Below are 21,354 nucleotides of genomic sequence, written 5' to 3' on the forward strand. Positions count from 1 at the left end.
ATGGTTTGCAACTGCAATTTTGTTTTACACGTTCCTGACAAAGTTACGCGAAAACCATAACTCAACTCATAATTCCCATAGAGATCTGGAGCTATTATGAGAGAAAGAGGCCTGAATTCCAGGCCTGCTCCCTGAGGCGCAACCACAGTCGCAACCACAGAGGTGACTTGATGAACCTGATCCAACTGGAACCCTTCCGCACCCCTGCAGAGCTGAAAGCCGAAATTCAGCGCCTGAAAACAGAGAAAAAAGCGGTGGTTCTCGCCCACAATTACCAGCGCCCCGAAGTGCAGGAAGTCGCAGACTACGTCGGGGATTCGCTGGGTCTGGCCCGCCAGGCCGCAAAAACCGAGGCCGAGGTGATCGTCTTTGCGGGCGTGCACTTCATGGCAGAAACCGCCGCCATCCTCAACCCAGAGAAAAGGGTGCTGCTTCCCAACCTCAACGCTGGTTGCTCTCTGGCAGACACCATCACTGCAGAGGACGTGCGGGCCTGGAAAAAAGACAATCCAGATGGCCTGGTGGTGGTTTACGTCAACACCACTGCAGATGTCAAAGCAGAAGCCGATTACTGCGTCACCAGTGGCAACGCTGTGGCCGTGGTGAACTCCCTGCCTCAGGACAGAAAGATTTTCTTTGCCCCGGACATGTTCCTGGCGGCCCACGTGGAACGCCAGACCGGACGCAAACTGGACATCTGGCTGGGAGAGTGCCATGTGCATGCTGGCATCCGACCCGACGACATCGACGCCCAGAAAGCCCAGAACCCTGGTGCCGAGTTCCTGATTCACCCGGAATGTGGCTGTGCCAGCCATGCCATTTACAACTTCCCGGACACCCCCCTGCTTTCCACGGAAGCCATGATCAGCCACTCCAGACAGTCTGAAGCAAAAGACTTCATTGTGGTCACGGAAATTGACATGGTGCACCGCCTGAAGCGCGAAGTCCCTGAAAAGAACTTCATTCCCGTGAACCGCACCGCCCTGTGCGAATACATGAAAATGATCACCCTGGAAAACGTCTATGAGACCCTGCGCGACCTGAACAACCAGGTCAGTGTGCCTGAAGAGGTGGCCCAGAAAGCCCTCAAGAGCATCGAGCGCATGATCCAGATCGGGTGATTGCCAGAACAGAAGCAAAACAGGGAGGCACAGTTTGACTGTGCCTTTCTTTCTGCCCTGCACACTCAAAAGGAGGTCTGATCCAGATGCAAACCCACCAGAACCATGACCTGCTGATTGTTGGCAGCGGAATCACCGGCCTGTACGCAGCCCTGCATGCCCGGAGCCTGGGCCTGAAGGTGCTGCTGATCAGCAAAGCCAACCTGGAAAGTGGTTCCACCTTCTGGGCCCAGGGTGGGCTGGCCTTCCCCACCAGCCCTGAAGACATTGAGCCGCACATTCAGGACACCCTGAAAGCCGGGCGCGGCCTTTGCGATGAACAGACGGTGCGCCTTTTTGTGGAGGAGGCGGGGCAGCACCTGCACAAACTGCTGTCTTATGGGGTGCCTTTCGAGGACCACCAGACCCTGGAAGGCGGTCACAGCCATGCCAGGGTGTTTCATGCCTGGGGGGACGCTTCTGGGCGGGCTGTAAGTGTGACCCTCACCCAGGCCGTCAGAGATCAGGGCATTGAAGTGCTGGAGGGGGCTTTTGTGCAGGCCCTGCTGATCTCAGAATCTGGAAGGGTGGTAGGGGTACAGACCCAGAACCAGAACCATCTGGCGGGAGCGGTTTTGCTGGCCTCTGGAGGCTTTGGGCAGCTTTACCCGGTCACCACTGCACCCGAAGAAGCCACCGGAGACGGCATTGCTCTGGCTTACCGGGCCGGGGCCGTGCTGCGGGACATGGAATTTGTGCAGTTTCACCCCACCGTGTATCTGGCAGGCAACCGGGGCCTCCTGATCACCGAGGCTGCGCGGGGTGAAGGGGCCATCCTGCTGAACAACCACATGGAACGCTTCATGCAGCAGTACGACCCTCAGGGAGAACTGGCCCCCAGAGATGTGGTCGCCCGGGCCATCGCCTCCGAAGAAACCCGAACCGGCAAAGTCTTCCTGGACCTCAGGCACCTGGGGGCAGAATTTGTGCAGCACCGTTTCCCCAGCATTTACAAACGCCTGCTTTCTCAGGGCGTGGACATCAGCACGGAGCTGGTTCCGGTCAGTCCAGCGGTGCATTACACCATTGGGGGCATTTTGACCGATGTGAACGGCAAAACCACCCTGGATGGGCTTTATGCTGCCGGAGAGGTCGCTTCTTCGGGGCTTCACGGAGCCAACCGTCTGGCCAGCAACTCCCTCCCGGAAGGTCTGGTGTTCGGGGTGCGGGCTGTGGATGCTGCTTTAAAAGACCTCAAGTTTGAAGATCCTGCCTCCAGAACCCTGCTGGAAACGGTGGACAGCAAGGCCAGCGTGCAGCAGGTGATTCGGGATGGGGCAGGCATCAACCGCACTGCAGAAACCCTGCGTGTGGCCCTCTCCGATTTGCCCAGACCCACGCCATCCAATGGAACCATTGAAGAACTGGAAGCCGGAAACCTCTCCCGCATTGCCGAAACCGTCCTGAGGGGTGCATTGCAGCGGGAAGAGTCCAGAGGTGGCCACTTCCGCACCGATTACCCCGAACTGGACGAGGTGAGGCACAGCCTCTTTCAGATCCCTCCCCTGCTGGAGACTTTATGATCAAACACGCTGTTTTGCAGCTCAAACCCGAAAAAGGCAACATTAAAGGCAACCTTGAGCTTTTGAAATCCGCTCTGCTGGACCTCAAAGCCGAGTCTCCCGATGTGGTGGTGCTCCCAGAAGCTTTCCTGACCGCTTACTTTCTGCAAGGCGGTGTGCGGGAACTGGCCCTCACCCAGCAGGAATTGCTGGCCCTCTTGCAGGAGATGTACCAGAGCCTGGAATGGACCGGGGTGCTGGATCTGGTGGTCGGTTTTTACGAGCGGGAAGGCGGCACCTTCTTCAATTCCTGCGCTTATCTGGAACTGGGAGGAAGGGGTATCCTGCACGTGCACCGCAAGGTGTTCCTGCCCACCTACGGGGTCTTCGATGAGGAGCGGTACCTGTCCAGAGGTTCCCGCATACAGGCCTTCAACACCCGCTTTGGTCGGGTGGGCATGCTGATCTGCGAGGATTTCTGGCACACTGTCACCAGCACCATCATTGCTCTGGACGGAGCCCAGATGGTTTATGTGCCCTCTGCCAGTCCTGCCCGTGGTTTTGCTTCCCAGAACCCTGGCAATATGGAGCGCTGGAGTGCGCTCGCTCAGGCCGTTTCTGCCGAGCATGGCGTGTACACCCTGCTCAGTTCCCTGATCGGGTTTGAGGGGGGCAAAGGCATGGTGGGAGGAAGCCTGATCGTGAGTCCAGAAGGGAAAATCATGGTTTCTGCTCCTGCTTTTGAAGCAACTGCACTGCTGGCAGAAATCGATCTGGAACGCATTCCTGCTGTACGTTATGACAATCCCTTGCTGGCAGACCTGCAAGGCAACCTGCCTTCGATCCTGCCAGACCTCAGCCGTGTGGTGCACAGAGGTGAGAAATGAAAATCCTCAAAGCAAACCGGGGCAGTGAAGCACTGGACCTCAATTACCCTTTGCTTGCCCAGTATCTGGAGCGCTTCATCCGGGAAGAACTGGCCTGGAGGGGCTACCAAAAAGGCCTGATCGGAGTGAGTGGAGGGGTGGATTCTGCCCTGACCCTGGCCCTGGCCGTGCGTGCTCTGGGAGCAGAAAATGTGCATGCAGTTGCCATGCCCCACCAGCGTTCTGCCCCCACCTCTTTTGAACACGCAAAGCTGGTCTGCGATGCCTTCGGGGTCAAGCTGGACACCGTAGACATCACCCCCATTGTGGAAGGCTACGCCCAGACCGATCCTGAAATGACCGCCAGACGCAAAGGCAACCTGATGGCCAGAAGCCGCATGATGGTGCTCTTTGACCAGTCTGAGAAACACCACGCCCTCACCCTGGGCACTGGAAACAAGACTGAACGCCTCTTTGGTTACTTCACCTGGCATGCCGATGACACCCCACCCATCAACCCTCTGGGCGACCTCTACAAAACCCAGGTGTGGGGTCTCTCTGAACATGTTGGGGTACCAGACACCGTGCTGCACAAGGCCCCCACTGCAGACCTGGAAGCAGGCCAGACCGATGAAGGTGATCTGGGCATCACATACAAAAGGGCCGATGTCATTCTGGAACACTACCTGAAAGGCTACCCAGATGCTTACATCGAAAGCCTGGGGTACACTGCTGCTGAAATCGAGCGGGTGAAAACCCTGGTGAACCGCACCCACTGGAAACGCACCACCCCGGCCACAGCCGTGGTCAGCAGCACCGCCATCAACGAGTTCTACCTTAGGCCTCTGGATTTCAGGATCAAATAAACCCGCAACTTTTTCAAGCTGCAACCCGTAACTGTGGCATGCAAATCTTGTTTTTTGTTTTCTCTGTGCTGGCAGATGTGTTGGTTCAGGTGCTCTGGTGTGGCCTGTTGCGGCTGTTTGGCTGGTGGGCTTTGCTGGTCCCAGCCCACATTGTGCTGATCGCTGCTTTTCCCAGCTGGACACTCTTTTATGGGAGTCTGGGTCTGTGGCTGGGTCTGGTGGTCCTGAAACAATTCAGGTTGCTGAACAGGCTTCCCTTGCTGAAAAAAGCTTGATCTCCTGCATTGACAACCACAGACACAAACCCACATTCAGAAACAAGAAAACGGCCTGGTCAGGGCCGTTTTTCTGTTGTTCTGAAGTTCAGAAGAAAACTTTGAGGCCAAAACGTCCACTCAGGTTCACCGAGTTGCCGCCGCCCACAAAAACCACATTGGGCTCCAGTTCTGCAAAGAAAGAAGCGGTTTTGGTGAATTCAAAATCTGCACCCAGCACGCCACGCAGCATCACGCTGGTGCTGTTGTTGCCGATGCCAAAACCCAGACCTGCACCAATGTAGGGCTTCACATCGCTCTTGCCAAAGGGATAAAGCACGTCTGCATTGAGGCCCATTCCGAAGCTGCCCCCAAAAACACCAAAGCTGGCTTCCAGACGACCGTCAAAGTCACCCAGAAATTTTTCTGCACCCAGACCGATGCTGGCGGAAAAAGCCGCTGCACCTTTGCCGTTGCTGACAAAATTGGCGTCTGCTCCAGAACCCCCCAGAATGTAGGTTTTCCCTGCTGCAAGTGTGCTGCCCATCAGGGCCAGAATGCTGACCATCACAAATTTTTTCATGTTTCCTCCAGCGCACCACTCTAGAGACAACCCTCATGAATTGCATGAGATCACACAAAATTCACCTTCATCTTGACTTTTATTGATATTTGATTATCATTAATCAGTATGAACAGCATCCCCATCACCGTGCTCTGTGGTTTTCTGGGCAGTGGCAAAACCACCCTGCTCAACCACCTGCTGCAACAATCCCAGAACCATAAAATCGCCGTGATCGTCAATGAATTTGGCGAAATCAACATCGATGCCAGCACCATTGTGCACACCGATGAGAAAACCATCGAACTTTCCAATGGCTGCATCTGCTGCACCCTGCGCGGAGATTTGCTGGAAGCAGTGGACCACTTGCTGAACACCCACGAAGTGGACCACATCATCATCGAGTCCACGGGCATCGGAGAACCCCTGCCCATTGCCCAGAGCTTCTGCCTGACCCCGGAAGAACTGGACCTCGATTCTGGCCTTCCCAACCTGCTGGGACGGGTGCACATTGATGCCATGGTCACCGTGGTGGACAGTGCCCAATTCTTTGAAATGTACCAGCGTCCTGGCACCATGGAAGGAGACGATCTGGAACGCGGTTATGGTCAGCTGTTGCAGGAACAGCTGGAATTTGCCAACCTGATCCTGCTCAACAAACTGGATGTTGCAGACCCTGCAGACGTACAAAAACTGCAAGAGCTGATCGGCATCACCAATCCCAGGGCCAGGGTGCTCCAGGGCATCCGTGGAGCTGTTCCAGCACAGGAGATTCTGGGCGTAAAGTTGTTTGACTTTGACCTCATGAGCCAGCTGGATGCCTGGATGCTGGAACTGGAAAAAGAACACACACCAGAAAGCGAAACTTATGGGCTGAACACCTGTGTTTACCGCCCAGAAATGCCTCTGGACCTTGAATCCCTGTATGAAGTGCTGGAAAATGGCCTTCCCAGAAACATCATCCGTTCCAAAGGATGGATTTACACAGGCAGCAGCACTGCCATTTTGTGGAACCACACTGGACGTTTTTTGACTCTGGAGCCCCTGGGAGAATGGAACAACCCATCAGAAGCCTTCACTGAACTGGTGTTCATCGGGCAGGATGTGGATGCAGAGGAAATTGAAGCCCTGCTGGCTCCTGCTCTGGTTCAGGGCACCTGTCAGGTTTGAGGTTCTGGAAGCCATCCAGAGCTGCATTTGAGGACTTCACATCAAACCCCTTTAAGCTGAAAGCATGAAAAGAACCCTGCTGCTTGCTGCAATGATCTGCTCCACTGCATTCGCCCAGGAAAAATACAACCTGATCCAGGCCGCCGACAAAACTTCGGCCCTGCCCGGAGAGGTCATCACCTACCTGCAGGATTTCACCATCAATGAGGCCATCACAGGAATCAGCCTGCAACTGGGCATCCCCGAAAACACTGATCTGGTGCAGCTCACTGTCGTTTCACCCAATGCGCGGGTGCTGGTGAGCATCGACAAGCAGAACTGGCTGCCCCTTTCCAGAATCGGAGACGGCAACATCCTGATCACTGCAGATGAGTTCCAGAAAGCTTTCGGGCAGGCAGCAGACACTTTTTTCATCGGGGCAGACACCAACCGGGATGGACTGCTGGACGGACAGGATGCTTTCACCACCGAAGATGAGCTCGGGGTGATCTACAAGGTCAAACTCCGCAAACCCTGAAGGATCCCGTTCAAAACACAGAAAGGGCGGGCAAAACCCGCCTTTGTCTTTGTCTGCCTGATTCAGCTCAGCAGAACACCTCAGTAAAACACCACAGTCTTGTTTTCATAGACCAGAATGCGTTCTTCCACCTGCCAGCGCACAGCACGGGCCAGCACCTGGCGCTCAATGTCGCCTCCCAGACGCACCAGTTCCTCAATGGTCTGGCGGTGGGACACCCGCACCACGTCCTGCTCAATGATGGGACCTTCATCCAGGTCGTTGGTGACGTAATGTGCCGTTGCTCCAATGATTTTCACGCCACGCTGGAAAGCACTATGGTAAGGTTTTGCCCCAATGAAAGCAGGCAGAAAGCTGTGGTGGATGTTGATGATCCGGTTGGGCCACTTGCTCACCAGCCCTGGAGAGAGGATCTGCATGTAGCGGGCCAGCACCGCAAAATCCACCCCATGTTCCACCATCAGTTCATGAATGCGCTGTTCCTGCTCCTGCTTGTTCCCCCGGGTGACAGGCAGATGGAAAAACGGAACCCCGAAGAATTCAGCATCGTTTTTCAGGTCCGGGTGGTTGGAGATGATCAGGGGAATGTCCACTTCCAGGTCTCCCCTGCGCTGCCTCCACAGCAAATCCAGCAGGCAATGGTCGTATTTGGAGACCAGAATGGCCATGCGTTTCTTTTCATCAAAACTGATGCTCCAGTCCATGCTGAACTGGTCTCCAATGGCCTGAAATGCCCCTTTGAGGATTTCGCCGGAGGCCCGTCCACGCTCAAACTCGATGCGCATGAAGAATTCGCCGCCACTCTTGGCGGTGGCATGCTGATCGGCATGGATGATGTTGCATCCCTGCTGGGTGAGGAAACCAGAAACTGCAGCAACAATTCCAGGCTGGTCAGGACAGTGAATCAATAATCGGGCCGTCATGGTCAGGTCATACTAGCATTGCCCTGCCAGAACACAGAACGTATACGTGCATACGGCAGTCACTGGGACAGTTGCAGGTTTGGAAGCCAACCGCAGTTTCTGCGCTGACACAGAAAAATCTTCAAGAGGAACCCATAAAATTTAAAGGCACCCGAAGGTGCCTCACAGTCATGAAATCTTACTTCTTGCGCTTCTTGCCGCCCTTTTCACCGGGACCACGCTCTTTGGCGTCACGCAGGAAGGACCGCAATTTGTTTTCAAACTCGGGACTCTGACGGCCAATCATGCGGGGACGGGGCATTTCCTCGGGAGCATCCTGCAGCTCCTTGATGGAAAGGTCCAGACGGCCCTTCTCGTCGCGTCCAAGGACCTTGACCTCCAGGGTCTGTCCTTCTTGCAGGTAGTCGCTGACATTGCGCACGTAACTGTGAGCGATCTGGGAGATGTGCACCAGACCCACTTCACCGTTCTCGAACTGAATGAAAGCACCGAAATCCGTAATGCGGGCAACCCGCCCTGTGACCACCGCTCCTGATTCAAATACCACTTTGTTTTCCCTTCATAGGCTCCCACAGTGTACACCATGAGAGGTGGGTAAGTTGTGCTCTGAAGCCAGGGTGAGAAAAAGGTCAAGAGAGCTTTCAGAGGTCAGCTTTCAGAGGTCAGCAAGATGCAGCTGATTTGGAGGTCTGGAACGACACAAAAAGCAGCAAGGGCAGCAGCGACTGCATGCCAATGCCCTCAGCCCATCCGCATCCAACCGATCAGGAGAAAAGCGCACTGGCTGACGGCTGATGGCTGACCGCTGAACGCTTTCCATGTAGAATGAGTCAGATATGAAATTGCGTGGAACGCTGAGTGGCCTCAGCTTGCTGCTGGAAAGCAAAGACACCCTGGAAAGCCTGAATACCCAGCTGACCGAGCGGGCCCAGGTGCTCAACAAAGCCCAGGTCTCCATTGAAATTGAACAGGACATCGCCTGGATGCTCATCGAAAACACCCAGGGCATCCTGAAGGAACTGGGGGCAGAACTGAAAAGCATCCGGCCTGCCATGGGAAGCCGTGCACCTGCCCAGCCCACCTCCAGCCCATCTCAGGGTTCTGTTGCTTCTGCTGCTCCTGCCAGCCCATCATCCAGCCCTTCACCAACTCCACCTTCCCAGATCAGTGCGCCCATCCTGCCCCAGCAGACCCGCATCCTGACCCAGCAATTGCGTTCTGGCATGCGCATCGAGCATCCTGGCAGCCTGGTGGTGGTGGGAGATGTCAACCCTGGCGTGGAACTGATTGCTGGTGGAGATGTGATTGTGACAGGTGCCCTCCGGGGCATGGCCCACGCAGGTGCACAGGGCAACGAAGCCAGTGTGATCTGGGCCAGACCCATTGCCTCTCCACAGATCCGCATTGGCAAAGCCGTGGCCCGTGCCCCAGAAGGCAAAGTCATGGACACCATGCGCCGCAATGAGAACTTCGATGCCGAGATGGCCAGGCTGGAAAACGACCACATCGTGATTGAGATTGTGAAGTCGAGCAAGCACTGACCTCACCCGCTTGCTTTGCTGCGCTCCTCTCCTGACAGGAGAGGCCGGAGTTGGCGGCGACCATTGGACGCTGGAATTCGCATTTTCCCCCCGCATATCGTATACTCAAGTGTAGTCTCGGGCTTGAGTCCGATGCAGTTTGAGGGTCAGCCTTGAACGAAGAATCCCTGTGTTCATAGGGGTGGGTGTATGCCCACCCTTTTATCATGGGGGAGGTGCATAGTGAATCTTGAGAGCATCGCCGTCAACATCCTGGAACCTCTGGGGTTCGAGGTGCTGGAAATTCAGGTGCAAAACGCGCAGCGCAGTCCCATTGTGGTGGTGCGCATTGACCGCCTGGACGAACAGCCTGTCACCACCGAAGACCTGCAACTCTGCAGCCAGACCCTGGGTCTGGAGTTTGACCGTCTGGACCCCATCAAGAAGGAGTACCGTCTGGAGTTTGAGTCTCCTGGACCCAAACGTCCGCTCAAGACCGTGCGCCATTTTGAACGCATGCTGGGCCTGAAAGCCAAAGTGCGTTCCAACATACAGAATTTCACTGCACCCATCAAAGAGGTGAACGGTGATCTGGTGACTTTTGACCACGGTGACGAAGGCATCACCCTGCGGATTGGTGATTTTCAGGCCAACCTGGCAGAGTTTCCCGACCGTCACCGCTGAAATCCGTAAGGAGCAAAGAACGTGAACAGAGAATTTTTGGATGCGCTCAATGATCTGGCCGTTGCCCGCAACATTGACAAGGGTCAGTTGATCAAGGCCTTTGAAGAAGCCTTGCAGCAGGCCTACACCAGAAACGTGGAACCCGAGAAGCGGATTGAGGTGCACCTGGACGCCCAGAGTGGCGAACTCGAAGTTTTGATCATCCGTGAAGTGGTGGAGAAAATGGAGGACGAGCAAAAGCAAATCTCACTGGCAGATGCGCTGGAGCTGGATCCTGAAGTGGAAATCGGCATGGAAATGGAATTCCCTGTCGAGCGCGAGAAATTCACCCGCATTGCCCTGCAGGCCACCAAACAGGTGCTGACCCAGCGCATGCGTGAAGCCGAACGCAACATCGTGTTCAACGAGTACAAGGACCGCGAAGGCGAAGTCCTGACTGCTTCTGTGGTCCGAATGGACAACAAAGGCAACGTCTTTGTTGAACTCGGACATGGCGAGGCCATCCTGCCCCCCAAAGAGCAGATCCCTGGCGAGAGACTCCTGAACGGCAACCGCGTCAAGGTCTACCTGAAGGAAGTCAAGAAGACCAACCGTGGCCCCAGCATTCTGGTGTCCCGTGCAGACGAACGCCTGCTGGATTACCTCCTGAAACAGGAAATCCCTGAAGTCGCCGAAAACATCGTGGAAGTGAAGTCCATTGCCCGCGAAGCTGGACAGCGTTCCAAGGTGGCTGTGTTCAGCCGCAACCCCAACGTGGACCCCATCGGGGCCTGCATTGGTCACCGTGGCAACCGCATCCAGGCCATCACCGGCGAACTGGGCAAAGAGCGTGTGGACGTGATTCTGTGGGATGCCAACCCCAGAGAGTTCATCCGAAACGCCCTCTCCCCTGCCAAGGCCGCTTTCATTGAAGTGGACGCAGACAAGAAAGAAGCCACCGTCACGGTGATGCCCGACCAGCTTTCCCTGGCCATCGGCAAAGGTGGACAGAACGTGCGTCTGGCCGCCAAGCTGACCAGCTTCAAGATTGACCTGCGCGAAACCAAGGCCATCAGTGATCTGGATGCTGCCATGCTGCAAGCCGCCGAACAGGGCGAGAAACAGCCTGCCGGAGCCAGCACCGGAGCTGCACGTGCCGCTTTCGATGCCCTTTTCAAAGATTCCAAGTCCGTTGCCAGTGCCACCCCCGAGGGTGATGTGGACCTGAAGGAGTAAGCCGTGTCTTTTTCGCCCGAGCGCACCTGCATTGCCTGCCGCAAAAAGCGTCCCCAGTCGGAGATGCTGCGGTTCAGAAAGACCGCTGAAGGCTGGGTCATGCAGGATGAGGACAGGTTCGGGCGGGGCGCTTACGTGTGTGGGGACTCTCAGGGCTGCTGGAATGAGAAAAAACTCCGGCGTCTGGGCAAAAGTTCCCAGCGTTTAAGCGAACAACTGAATACCAGGAGGTCTTGATGTCCAAAGTACGCATCTACACCCTAGCGAAAGAGTTAGGCCTCGACAACCAAAAAATGCTCGATGTGCTGAACGACCTCGGCGTGAATTACAAATCTGCCAGCAGCACCATCGATGACGACATTGTTGAGCTGATCCGAACCATGGTTGCCGAAGAGCAAACCCCCGCAAAATCCGCCAAGAAAGCAGAAGCTTCAGCAGCGGAAACCCCCAACGAAGACGATGGCAGCATTCCCCTGCGTGCTCCAGTGGTCACCATCATGGGTCACGTGGACCACGGGAAAACCAGCCTGCTGGATTACATCCGCAAGACCAAAGTGGCTGCCAAGGAAGCCGGGGGCATCACCCAGCACGTCGGTGCCTTTGAAGCCAAAACCAGCCGCGGAAAAATTGTCTTCGTGGACACCCCCGGACACGAGGCTTTCACCAGCATCCGTGCCCGTGGAGCCAAAGTGGCAGACATCGCCATCATTGTGGTTGCAGCAGATGATTCCATCATGCCCCAGACCCGTGAAGCGGTGGCCCACGCCAAAGCTGCCAACATTCCCCTGATTGTGGCCATCAACAAGATGGATTTGCCCGGGGCAGATCCCCAGAAAGTCAAAAACGACCTGATGGCCCTGGGGCTGGTGCCCGAAGAATTCGGTGGCCAGACCATCACCGCCGAGATCAGCGCCAAGACCGGTCAGGGGGTCGAGGAACTCCTCGAGTACATCTCCCTGATTGCCGAACTTGAAGAGTTCCGTGCAGATCCCAATGGCGAATTCAAAGGCGTCGTGGTGGAAGCCAAAGTGGACAAGCAGGCCGGAGTGCTGACCAACATCATGGTGCAAGAAGGCCAGCTCAATGTCTCTGACTTCCTGGTGGTGGGCGAAAACTACGGCAAAGTCAAAGCCATGGTGGATTCCTACGGTGAGCGCATCAAGAAGGCCGGACCCAGCACCCCTGTGCAGATCCTGGGCTTCTCCGATGCCCCCCAGAGCGGCGACATGGTGGTCTCCGCCAAGAACGAGCACGAGGCCCGCGAAATCGTGGCCAAACGTGTGAATGAACGCCGGGAAGCCGAAGAGGCCGCCTCCACCCGCCGCAAGTTCTCCCTCTCCGATGTGTTTGGTGCCCTGGAAGGCGAAACCCGCGAGGTCAACCTGATCCTGCGTGCCGACACCCAGGGTTCTCTGGAAGCCATTCAGGGCATTCTGGCCCGCAAGAAAACCGACGACCTCAACATCAATGTGATGCTGGCCGGAATCGGTGCTCCCAGCGAATCAGACGTGCTGCTGGCCTCCACTGCTGGCGCAACCATCCTGTGCTTCAACGTGACCGCTGCTCCACCCGTGAAAAAAGCGGGCGAGCAGAAGGGCGTGGATGTGAAGACCTTCCGCATCATCTACGAACTGATTGATGAAGTGGACCGCCTGCTGAAGGGAGAAGTTGAGCCTGTCTACGAAGAGCGTTACCTCGGTAAGGCCGAAGTGCGCATGATCATCTCCCACCCCAAATTCGGCACCATCGCTGGCTCTTATGTGCAGGATGGGAAGCTGAAGCGCAATGCCAAAGTGGTGGTCAAGCGCAAGGGCAAAGAGGTGTATTCTGGCACCATCATCGGCCTGAAACGCTTCAAGGACGATGTCCGTGAAGTGCTGACCGGCTTCGAGTGCGGAATCAACGTGGACTGGAACGAAGTCCAAGAAGGCGACATCATCGAGGCCAGTGAAATGGTCGAAGTGACACCCTCTTAAGAATTGCGAACAAAAAAAGACCCGCAAAATGCGGGTCTTTTTTTGTTGCCGGGGGCCGAGAGTACAGGGCTTTTCGGGAATCAGCATCACAGCAACGTGAAGTATAGAGCCCCTTGATGAACGAGAGAAACTCTTTCTACCTGAGCCATGGCTTGAGAGAAATACAACCCATGACCATGATCTTTTGATTGGCGTTGCATCATGCTCTCGGCTCTCGGCCCTTGGCATGAACCCACAACCCCTAGCACTCCCTCCCATTTCCTTGTAAAATATCCCGGCAATGCAAACGCAACCAAAGTCTTCCGTGCCTTTTTTGATCAAGGCGCTGTTGCCTCTGGTTTTTTCGCTTTTGCCCTGGCTGGGTGTGCAGTACGAGCGGGTGCAGGGTTCACGTCATGCCGAAGTGAGCCTGCGGGCCCTGCCCATTCCTGAGCTGACCACCAGCAGCATTCCTGCACCTCAAATTCCCAGCATCAAAGCAGCTTCTCCTCCTGCAAGGTTTTTCACCTTGCCCTGGTTTGTTCATGCCCTGGCCAGAACCGTGCAGGTCAAGGAAAAGGTGCTTTTTTTGCCTTACAGCCTGCCCTGGCTGGGCAAAATGATGCTGGATGGTGGCTGATTCCCGCTCCTGAATTGGCGCACCCTTAAAAACCTTTCTTTTCATGCAACAGCAATCCCCTGAACCCAGGCAGGTTGCTGAATTCAAGGAGCAAAATGCATCAAGCCCCCCGCAAAAAGCGCCGTGCACAGGCACCAGGCGCCAACACCATCTGGACCACCCTGGTCATTCTGGCCGTGCTCGTGGGCTCTTTGCTCAGCATCTGGAGGCCCTGGCAGCACCCACAAACCCCCACTGCCCTGTGGACCGAGAACTTCAAGTTTCTGAACCTGGGTCTGGACCTGCAAGGTGGCCTGAGGGTCACCATGAAAGTGGACACCGCCAATCCCACTGCAGACGATGTGGACAAGGCCAAAACCATTCTGGAAAACCGCGTGAATGCCCTGGGGATCGCTGAACCCACCGTGCAGCGTCAGGGCAATGACCGTGTGGTGATCGAACTTCCGGGCATCAAACCTGAAGAGCAGGACAAAGCCCGCAAGCTGATTGGCACCACCGCCAAGCTGACCTTCCACATCGTTCCTGATGCCATTGCCCAGAAGACCGATGCAGAGATGAAAGTCTCTGAACTCGGCCCAGCCGTGGCCACCGGGGACATCATCCTGAACGCCCAGGCCCAGGCCGATTCTGGTGGCCGCTGGGCCGTCAGTTTCACCACCACCCCCGAAGGCTCCAAAAAACTGGAAACCCTGACCCGTGCCAATGTGGGCAAGCGCATGGCGATTGTGCTGGACAACCAGATCAAGAGCGCTCCCACCCTGCAGAGCGTGCTGTCCACCAACGGTCAGATCACCGGTTCTTTCACCTCTGAAGAAGCCACCGACCTGGCCCTGGTGCTGAAGTCTGGTGCCCTGCCCGTGCCCCTCAAAGAAGTGGAAGTGCGTGCCATTGGGCCTTCACTGGGTGCAGATGCCATCAAGAGTGGAGCCATTGCTTCACTGGTGGGCATTGGGCTGGTGTTTGTGTTTGCCTTCTACTATTACGGGCTGTACTTCGGTCTGGTCATTGCTGTGGGCCTGCTGTTCTCCGGTCTGATCATCATGGGCATCCTGGGCGGTCTGGGTGCCACCCTGACCCTGCCTGGCATCGCCGGTCTGGTGCTGACCATCGGTGCTGCTGTAGACGGCAACGTGATTTCCTTCGAGCGCATCAAAGAAGAACTGCGCCGTGGCAAAGGGATCCGGGGAGCAGTCAACAACGGCTTCAACCACTCTTTCTGGACCATCTTTGATGTGAACCTTTCCCACCTGCTCTCTGCTTTTGCCCTGGCCAACTACTCCACCGGAGCCGTTAAGGGTTTCGCTGTGACCCTGGCCGTGGGTGTGATCGCCTCTGCTTTCTCCAACCTGGTGTTCTCCAAGTGGATGATGACCGCCATGGCCCAACGCAGACAATTCACCGCTCCGGACTGGGCTGCTTTCAAACACCCCACCATTGATTTCATGAAACCTGCTGCAATGATCACCACGGCCAGTGTGGCCCTGGCCATCATTGGCACAGTGATTGTGGGTGTCAAGGGCTTCAATCTGGGTGTGGATTTCACTGCAGGAACCTCTTACACCGTTGCCACCAAAGCTTCTGTTGAAGTGGAGGATGTGCGCAGCAAACTGGAAACCGCCGACATTCAGGGTGTGGATCCCAAAGCTGCCGTGATTCAGCGTTCGGTCACTCCAGGCATTGAAGGGGCACAGTTCACAGTCAAGGTGGGCGAAATTGCCGACACCACCAGCGACCAGTTGCGCAAAACCCTGACCGAACTGGATGGCGGTCAGGTCACCCAGATTGAAAAAGTGGGTCCCACGGTGGGCAAAGAGCTGACCGACAAGACCCTCAAAGCTGTGATTCTGGGGCTGTTCCTGATTCTGGTGTATGTGGCTTTCCGTTTCGATGTGATCTTCGGGGTGGGCAGTGTGCTGGCCGTGATCCACGATGTGGGCATCGTGATGGGTCTGTACTCCCTGCTGGGCCTGGAATTCACCATTTCCACGGTGGCTGCCATCCTGACCCTGATTGGTTACTCCCTGAACGACTCGATCATCGTGTCGGACCGCATGCGTGAAAACCTGAAGCTGATGCGTGGCAAGCCCTTCCGGGAGATTGTGAACGCCTCCATCAACCAGACCCTTTCCCGCACCATCATGACCTCTGTGACCACCATGCTGCCTCTGGTGAGCCTGTTCTTCCTGGGCGGGAGTGTTCTGCGGGACTTCTCCCTGATCCTGCTGGTGGGCATCATCATCGGAACCTACTCCAGCATTTACATCGTGGCTCCCATGGTGGTGTTCTACAACAACTGGCGCGCCACCCACAAACCCAACAGCAAAAAACCTGCCAAAGCTTAAACCCTTTGCAACCCCATGACCTCCTGATTTTCAGGAGGTTTTTGTTTGCCCTACTGCGTTTATCAGTGGAATAGAAGGATTAAAAAGAATCCTTCTATTCCAAACAACATCAACCCTTGCAGTAGCCTCTTATTCTTCTGTCAAAGGCTATAAAAACCCTCTACACTGTTGAAAAGAACCTGAAGTTGAAGGGGTGCTGGTATGAATCGAACTTGTGTGTCATGGTCAAAATGGTCAATGGTGTCGTTTTTGCTTTTCGGCTTTTCGCAGGCCAGGGTGGGTGGGGGCAACCTTCCAGCAGCAAATTCACCCATCGCCCAGAGCATGGTGGCCCTCATTGATGTGGAAGGCTCGCTGTGTTCCGGGGTCCTGATTGGCAACAGCACGGTGCTGACAGCGGCCCACTGTGTGGAGGACATGGTGGCCATTCCTTCCCCCATCGTGTATTTTCCACAGCCCGGAGAGGTGATTGGGCACAACCAGAAAGAACTGATGGTGAAAGGGCGTTTTCTGATTCCCAAGCGGATTCTGCGCACCCCGGAGCGTTCCAGTCGGGTGGCCCTGAACAATTCCACCTCCTCCCATCCCAAAGTGGTGAATTTTCAGGAAGAGCGAACATACCAGGGACCTGACCTTGCCCTGCTGGAGGTGGATGCAGGGGCTGTGCGTTTGTGGAACAGTTTCAAAAAAGCCCCTTTGCTGTTGAATCTGGACAGCGAAGAACTGAACCCTGGTGAAAGCATCCGGGTGGCCGGATTTGGCATTTACGAATTTCAGGACAGTGAACCCGCCGGGCAATTGCATGAAGGCACCGAAGAAGTGGAAGGGTTCGGACGCACGCCAGTGGGCACCTATGTCATCCAGCCTTCTGTGGGGGCCAGGGCCTGTGCAGGAGATTCTGGAGGAGGGGTTTTTGCCCTGCGCAATGGGCAGTGGACCCTGGCAGGCATCATCAGCAGTGCCAGTGGAACCGCCGAGCAGGCCAATCGCATTGCCCATGGCAGCAAAACCCACCGGATCTGCCAGGAAGTCGGGTACACCGCCATTGTGGATGTGCTGCAGTACGGCAAATTCATTGCCCAGGCCGCCCAGTGGGACACTGCCATTGCAGACTGGGTGAAAGAATCGGATCGCCGCAAGGCCCTGCTGGTCAACAATTTTCAGGCAGATGGCAATTACCTCTACAAACAGGCACAGGAGTGCGCCAGTGCTTTTGACCAGAAGAAATTCACGCAAGCACTCCCCGTTTGCACCACGGCAGCACAGGGGCGGGTGGAGTCTTCCCAGTACCTGCTGGGCCTGATGTACCTGAATGGGGACGGCGTGAGCAAGAATCTGGAAAAATCAGCATTCTGGATGGAAAAATCTGCAAAACAGAATTTTGGTCCTGCCTGGTATGTGCTGGCCTTCTGGCATGAGCAGGGTTCCGGTCCTTACCCCATCAACCCGCAGAAAGCCAGGGAAAGTTACCAGAAGTGTGCCCAGTTGCAGGTTGAGGAATGCCTGAACCGCCTCAAAGCCCTGCAGGGGCACTGAGGACATCGCAGCCCTGACGGCTTTTGCCTGACAATTTCTGGCCTGTGGGTCCTTTATGCTGAGGTCAAAGAGTGGAGGACGGAATGGACCATGCCCACAAATTGCACAGCATCTGGGACGAACTGGAAAAAGGAAATGAAGAGGCCATCCATGAAGCCCGCAAGCTGACCCGCAAAGCCCAGGCTGACCTGCGGGCAGTGGGAGCATCCAGAAAAACCCAGAAACCCTGGAAGAAATTGCGACAGACCATCGCACCCATCCGGGATCTGGATGTGACCCTGAGCAACCTGAAAAAGCTGCTGAAAGATTTGCACGCCGATGCAGTGACCCTGGAACTGCTGGGTCTGCATTACCAGACCTTGCGCCTCCGCATGTGGTCTGAGGTCAGGTTGCCTGCCCGGCCAAAGGGTGTTGCAGACGCGGACCCCGAACAGGTGAAAGAAACCCTGCAAGAAGACTGGGCCGCCCTGAAGAAAGAAGCCCGCAAGGTGTTGAAAAGTGATGATGCCACAGCCTGGCACAGCTGGCGCAAGCACCTCAAACGCTACCGTTACACCTGGGAAATTCTGGCAGAGGCCCCCACCGCCCTGGTGGATTTGCTGGGGCATCTGGGCAACATGCAGGACATGGAGGTTTTGAAAGCAGAGTTGCAAGGAGCACCTGAATTCCTGCATCCTTACCTGCCCGAATTGCAGGAGCTTTTAAACCAGCAGCATCAGGAGGAACAACAAAGAGCAGTGTCTGTCTGGCAGGAATGGAGCAATACACATGCAGTCCTGATAGAATCATAGGGTGGATTTAAGCGCAGTACAGAAAAAACAGCAGGCTTTCATTGAAGAGCGCGGCTGGTCCGAATTCCAGACCCCCAAAAACCTGGTGATGGCCCTGATGGTGGAAACCGCCGAGCTGCAGGAAATTTTTCAGTGGCTCACCCCTGAAGAAAGCTGGCAGGTTCGCCAGAGTCCTCAGGTTCTGGAACATGTGGGAGAAGAAGCCGCTGATGTGCTGCTTTACCTGCTGCACCTGTGTGGCCAGTTGAACATTGACCTTGAAGCCGCCGTCAAGGACAAAATGCAAAAGAATGCCCTGAAGTATCCCCTTCCGGCAGGGCCCGCATGAAGGTCCTGCAATACATCCAGGTGCTGCTGCTGCTCACCCTTCTGGGCATGATTCTGGTGGTTCAACTGGAAAACCCGCTGGAGGTGCGCCTTCCTTTCATCTCTGGAGGCAAAACCACCATTTCACTGGGCTGGTTTCTCCTGATGACCCTGGGAATGGGGGCATTGTACACTTTCTTCCTGATGCTTCCTCCTTACCTGCGCAGCCTTTGGGCCATCCGTTCTGAGCGCGTTCGCAGTGCTGAAATGCAAAAACAGCCTGCTGTCCCTGCAGCCCCTCTGGTGTCTGATGCACCAGATCTGGCCCCTCTGGAAGGAACCCGTGAACCATGAAAGAGGCCGTCTGGACGCTGGCCAATCCAGCCAGCCTTGCTGAACTGTCTGCCCTGATGGAAGATTTTGCCATCAGCCCCCTGATGGCGCAGGTTTTTCATTCCCGTGGACTGACCCGCGAGCACCTGTCTCCAGACCTGGGGCTGAGCCCCAATCCTGCCCTGCATGAAGCCGCAAGTCGAATCATTGCAGCCATTCAGCACAAAAAGCGCATCCGCATCCATGGAGACTATGATGCAGACGGCATCACCGCTTCCAGTGTGCTGGTGCTGGGTTTAAAAGCCCTGGGGGCAGATGTGCATGCCTTCATTCCCCACCGCCTGAACGAAGGCTACGGGATGCATCCTGACAAAGTCCCGGAGCACATTGATTCCTGTGATTTGCTGGTCACCGTGGACTGTGGGGTCACCAACCTGGAAGAGGTGCGGCGGGTCCTGGAAGCAGGCAAAGAGGTGATCGTCACAGACCACCACAAGCCTGGGGCTGAATTCCCAGACTGTCTGGTGGTGCACCCGTACCTGACCCCCAATTACGACCATGACCTGCACAACCTGACCGGAGCAGGCGTGGCTTACCATTTGTTGTGGGCCATCCACCAGCAACTGGGCAAACCGGATCCTGTGGAATACACAGACATCGCCACCATTGGCACCATTGCGGATGTGGCCCCCCTGATCGGGGAAAACCGTGCGCTGGTGATTGCTGGCCTGAAGCAAATGAAAAACAGCATTCATGCAGGCATCCGGGCTGCCCTCAAGCAGAACCGCATCGAGCAGCCCAGTGCCCGCGATGTGGCTTTCATTCTGGCCCCCCGCATCAATGCAGCAGGCCGTCTGGGTGAAGCAGAAATTGCCCTGGAGTTCCTGACCACCTACTCGGAAAGAAGGGCGCAGGAACTGGGCATTTACCTGGACACCCGCAACAAGGAGCGCAAGGAAATCCAGGACAAAATGTTCCAGCATGCCCTGCAGATTGTGAACCCCGAGGATCCCGCCATTGTGGTCACCCACCAGGACTGGCATGCAGGCATCATGGGCATTGTGGCCAGCAAACTGCTGGAAACCTACTACAAACCGGTGTTCATCATTGCGCAGGGCAAGGGCAGTGTGCGTTCCACCCCTGGCATCAGTGCCGTGGATGGCCTGAATTTTGCAAAAGACCTGCTGAAACGCTATGGGGGCCACTCTGGAGCCGCAGGTTTTGCCATTTACGAAGAGAACATCCCTGCGCTGCAGGACCGCCTGCATGAATTTGTGAACCGTTACCCGGTTCCGGTCAGGCAGATCAAGATGGACACCCTGCTGCCACCCAATGCTGCGCGTTTCAGCCTGCTGGAAGAAATCCAGCGTTTTGAACCTTACGGTGAAGGCATCCGCCCCCCCAGCTTCTGGGTGAACGGCCCTCTGGAAGAAAGCCGCCAGATGGGCAAAGAAGGCAAGCATTACAGCTTCAGGGCACACGGCATCCGGGGCAAAAAATGGGACTTCAAAGGACCCAGACAGGGCACCCCGGTGGACATTGCGGTGGCTCTGGGCAGCAACACCTACCAGAACAAAACCACCCTGGAATTTGATGCCGATGCTGTGCGCAAACAGCACCCTCTGGACCTGGTCCAGCAAGACCGCAAAGTGCGGGTTCACAGGCTTTCTGCCCGCTCAGCTTTTGCCGAACTGAAAGCCCATCCTGCCCACTTTGCTGTGTACGCAGAAAACGAGGGCATTCCATTTCTGCAGAAAAACTGCCCAGAAGTGCGTTTGCTCTCTGTGGAGGAAAATGCCCCTCAGATTCTGCTGATGGCCCTGCCTCCCCTGCAGGTGCTGCAACGCTGGCTGCAACAGGCTGAGGTGACTTTTGCTCTGGGCGAAAAGAATTTGCTGTCTTTGCTGAATGCTTACCAGCATGGCAACGAACACCTCACCCAGCATCCCCGTGCGGAGACACTGGAAGAACTCGGGGTGGCTTCTTTCATGGATGTGCCCGGAACCAACGTGTGGGCCAGCCAGAGTTACCGTCAAGAAGCCCTGGAGGCTTACATCAAAACCGCGCTGGCCCAGTTTTTCCTTTCCCTGAGCGATGCAGGTTTCAGCACTGCTGTGTTGCAGTTGTTTGCTGCAAAGCAAACCCCGAAGCAGGAATCCCTGCTGTCCCTTTCCTGAGGGAGCCCCTCCCAGAGAGATTTTGTTAAAATGGC

The 21,354-nt window shown here is 55.8% G+C and carries 22 protein-coding genes; 19 read left to right on the forward strand and 3 right to left on the reverse strand.

Annotated elements, in window-relative coordinates:
* Positions 1–170: 170 nt before the first annotated feature.
* From nadA to IEY52_RS01550, 5 genes are all read left to right on the forward strand, one after another.
* Entirely contained in the window at positions 171–1,121 is a 951-nt protein-coding gene (nadA, locus tag IEY52_RS01530) for a quinolinate synthase NadA (protein ID WP_188998777.1), read from the forward strand.
* A gap of 86 nt (positions 1,122–1,207) precedes the next feature.
* Positions 1,208–2,683: an L-aspartate oxidase gene (nadB, locus tag IEY52_RS01535; RefSeq protein WP_188998780.1), complete on the forward strand. Its 1,476-nt coding sequence runs from the start codon at positions 1,208–1,210 to the stop codon at positions 2,681–2,683.
* The gene (locus IEY52_RS01540) at positions 2,680–3,549 is read left to right on the forward strand and encodes a nitrilase-related carbon-nitrogen hydrolase (RefSeq protein ID WP_188998783.1); all 870 of its coding nucleotides are present in this window, start codon (positions 2,680–2,682) and stop codon (positions 3,547–3,549) included. Before nadB ends, IEY52_RS01540 begins: the two co-directional genes overlap by 4 nt.
* Positions 3,546–4,394 carry an NAD+ synthase gene (locus IEY52_RS01545; RefSeq protein ID WP_188998785.1) on the forward strand — a complete coding sequence of 283 codons (849 nt, stop codon included), beginning with the start codon at positions 3,546–3,548 and terminating at the stop codon, positions 4,392–4,394. The genes IEY52_RS01540 and IEY52_RS01545 overlap by 4 nt, the downstream gene beginning before the upstream one ends.
* 38 nt (positions 4,395–4,432) lie before the next feature.
* Positions 4,433–4,669 (forward strand): hypothetical protein, encoded by a 237-nt coding sequence (locus IEY52_RS01550; protein WP_188998789.1) that lies wholly within the window; start codon positions 4,433–4,435, stop codon positions 4,667–4,669.
* Between the two features lie 88 nt (positions 4,670–4,757).
* On the opposite strand, the gene IEY52_RS01555 is transcribed toward IEY52_RS01550, so the two are convergent.
* Positions 4,758–5,231, reverse strand: coding sequence for a hypothetical protein (locus IEY52_RS01555; protein WP_188998791.1), 474 nt, complete (start codon positions 5,229–5,231; stop codon positions 4,758–4,760).
* 108 nt (positions 5,232–5,339) lie between these two features.
* Between IEY52_RS01555 and IEY52_RS01560 the strand changes: the two genes are divergently transcribed.
* A complete protein-coding gene (locus IEY52_RS01560; protein WP_188998794.1) occupies positions 5,340–6,380 on the forward strand; it encodes a CobW family GTP-binding protein in 1,041 nt (346 codons plus the stop codon).
* A gap of 64 nt (positions 6,381–6,444) precedes the next feature.
* Positions 6,445–6,897: a hypothetical protein gene (locus IEY52_RS01565; protein ID WP_188998797.1), complete on the forward strand. Its 453-nt coding sequence runs from the start codon at positions 6,445–6,447 to the stop codon at positions 6,895–6,897.
* 80 nt (positions 6,898–6,977) lie between these two features.
* On the opposite strand, the gene purU is transcribed toward IEY52_RS01565, so the two are convergent.
* Together purU and IEY52_RS01575 are read right to left on the reverse strand one after the other, a co-directional pair.
* Positions 6,978–7,820 (reverse strand): formyltetrahydrofolate deformylase, encoded by an 843-nt coding sequence (gene purU, locus IEY52_RS01570; protein WP_188998800.1) that lies wholly within the window; start codon positions 7,818–7,820, stop codon positions 6,978–6,980.
* Between the two features lie 178 nt (positions 7,821–7,998).
* A complete protein-coding gene (locus tag IEY52_RS01575; RefSeq protein WP_188998803.1) occupies positions 7,999–8,367 on the reverse strand; it encodes a S1 RNA-binding domain-containing protein in 369 nt (122 codons plus the stop codon).
* Between the two features lie 289 nt (positions 8,368–8,656).
* Here IEY52_RS01575 and IEY52_RS01580 point away from each other — a divergent pair, with 289 nt between their 5' ends.
* From IEY52_RS01580 to recJ, 12 genes are all read left to right on the forward strand, one after another.
* Positions 8,657–9,361 carry a septum site-determining protein MinC gene (locus tag IEY52_RS01580; protein ID WP_188998805.1) on the forward strand — a complete coding sequence of 235 codons (705 nt, stop codon included), beginning with the start codon at positions 8,657–8,659 and terminating at the stop codon, positions 9,359–9,361.
* Positions 9,362–9,550: 189 nt separating this feature from the next.
* Positions 9,551–10,024, forward strand: coding sequence for a ribosome maturation factor RimP (gene rimP / locus IEY52_RS01585; RefSeq protein ID WP_188998808.1), 474 nt, complete (start codon positions 9,551–9,553; stop codon positions 10,022–10,024).
* 21 nt (positions 10,025–10,045) lie between these two features.
* A complete protein-coding gene (nusA, locus tag IEY52_RS01590; protein ID WP_188998812.1) occupies positions 10,046–11,239 on the forward strand; it encodes a transcription termination factor NusA in 1,194 nt (397 codons plus the stop codon).
* A 3-nt stretch (positions 11,240–11,242) separates the two neighbouring features.
* Positions 11,243–11,476, forward strand: coding sequence for a DUF448 domain-containing protein (locus IEY52_RS01595; protein WP_229684602.1), 234 nt, complete (start codon positions 11,243–11,245; stop codon positions 11,474–11,476).
* On the forward strand, positions 11,476–13,215 hold the full coding sequence (infB, locus tag IEY52_RS01600; protein WP_188998815.1) for a translation initiation factor IF-2: 1,740 nt from the start codon (positions 11,476–11,478) through the stop codon (positions 13,213–13,215). Before IEY52_RS01595 ends, infB begins: the two co-directional genes overlap by 1 nt.
* 280 nt (positions 13,216–13,495) lie before the next feature.
* Complete coding sequence (locus IEY52_RS01605; RefSeq protein WP_188998818.1) at positions 13,496–13,834, forward strand: hypothetical protein; 339 nt, start codon at positions 13,496–13,498, stop codon at positions 13,832–13,834.
* 95 nt (positions 13,835–13,929) lie between these two features.
* On the forward strand, positions 13,930–16,176 hold the full coding sequence (gene secD, locus IEY52_RS01610) for a protein translocase subunit SecD (protein WP_188998820.1): 2,247 nt from the start codon (positions 13,930–13,932) through the stop codon (positions 16,174–16,176).
* Between the two features lie 237 nt (positions 16,177–16,413).
* Positions 16,414–17,712: a trypsin-like serine protease gene (locus IEY52_RS01615; protein WP_188998822.1), complete on the forward strand. Its 1,299-nt coding sequence runs from the start codon at positions 16,414–16,416 to the stop codon at positions 17,710–17,712.
* 83 nt (positions 17,713–17,795) lie between these two features.
* Positions 17,796–18,503: a CHAD domain-containing protein gene (locus tag IEY52_RS01620; protein WP_188998826.1), complete on the forward strand. Its 708-nt coding sequence runs from the start codon at positions 17,796–17,798 to the stop codon at positions 18,501–18,503.
* A gap of 1 nt (position 18,504) precedes the next feature.
* On the forward strand, positions 18,505–18,831 hold the full coding sequence (locus IEY52_RS01625; RefSeq protein WP_188998829.1) for a nucleotide pyrophosphohydrolase: 327 nt from the start codon (positions 18,505–18,507) through the stop codon (positions 18,829–18,831).
* Entirely contained in the window at positions 18,828–19,163 is a 336-nt protein-coding gene (locus tag IEY52_RS01630; protein WP_188998832.1) for a LapA family protein, read from the forward strand. Before IEY52_RS01625 ends, IEY52_RS01630 begins: the two co-directional genes overlap by 4 nt.
* Positions 19,160–21,319: a single-stranded-DNA-specific exonuclease RecJ gene (recJ, locus tag IEY52_RS01635; RefSeq protein WP_188998834.1), complete on the forward strand. Its 2,160-nt coding sequence runs from the start codon at positions 19,160–19,162 to the stop codon at positions 21,317–21,319. The genes IEY52_RS01630 and recJ overlap by 4 nt, the downstream gene beginning before the upstream one ends.
* The last annotated feature ends 35 nt before the right edge of the window (positions 21,320–21,354 follow it).

The sequence above is a fragment of the Deinococcus roseus genome (assembly GCF_014646895.1).
GTDB classification, from domain to species: Bacteria; Deinococcota; Deinococci; order Deinococcales; family Deinococcaceae; genus Deinococcus_C; species Deinococcus_C roseus.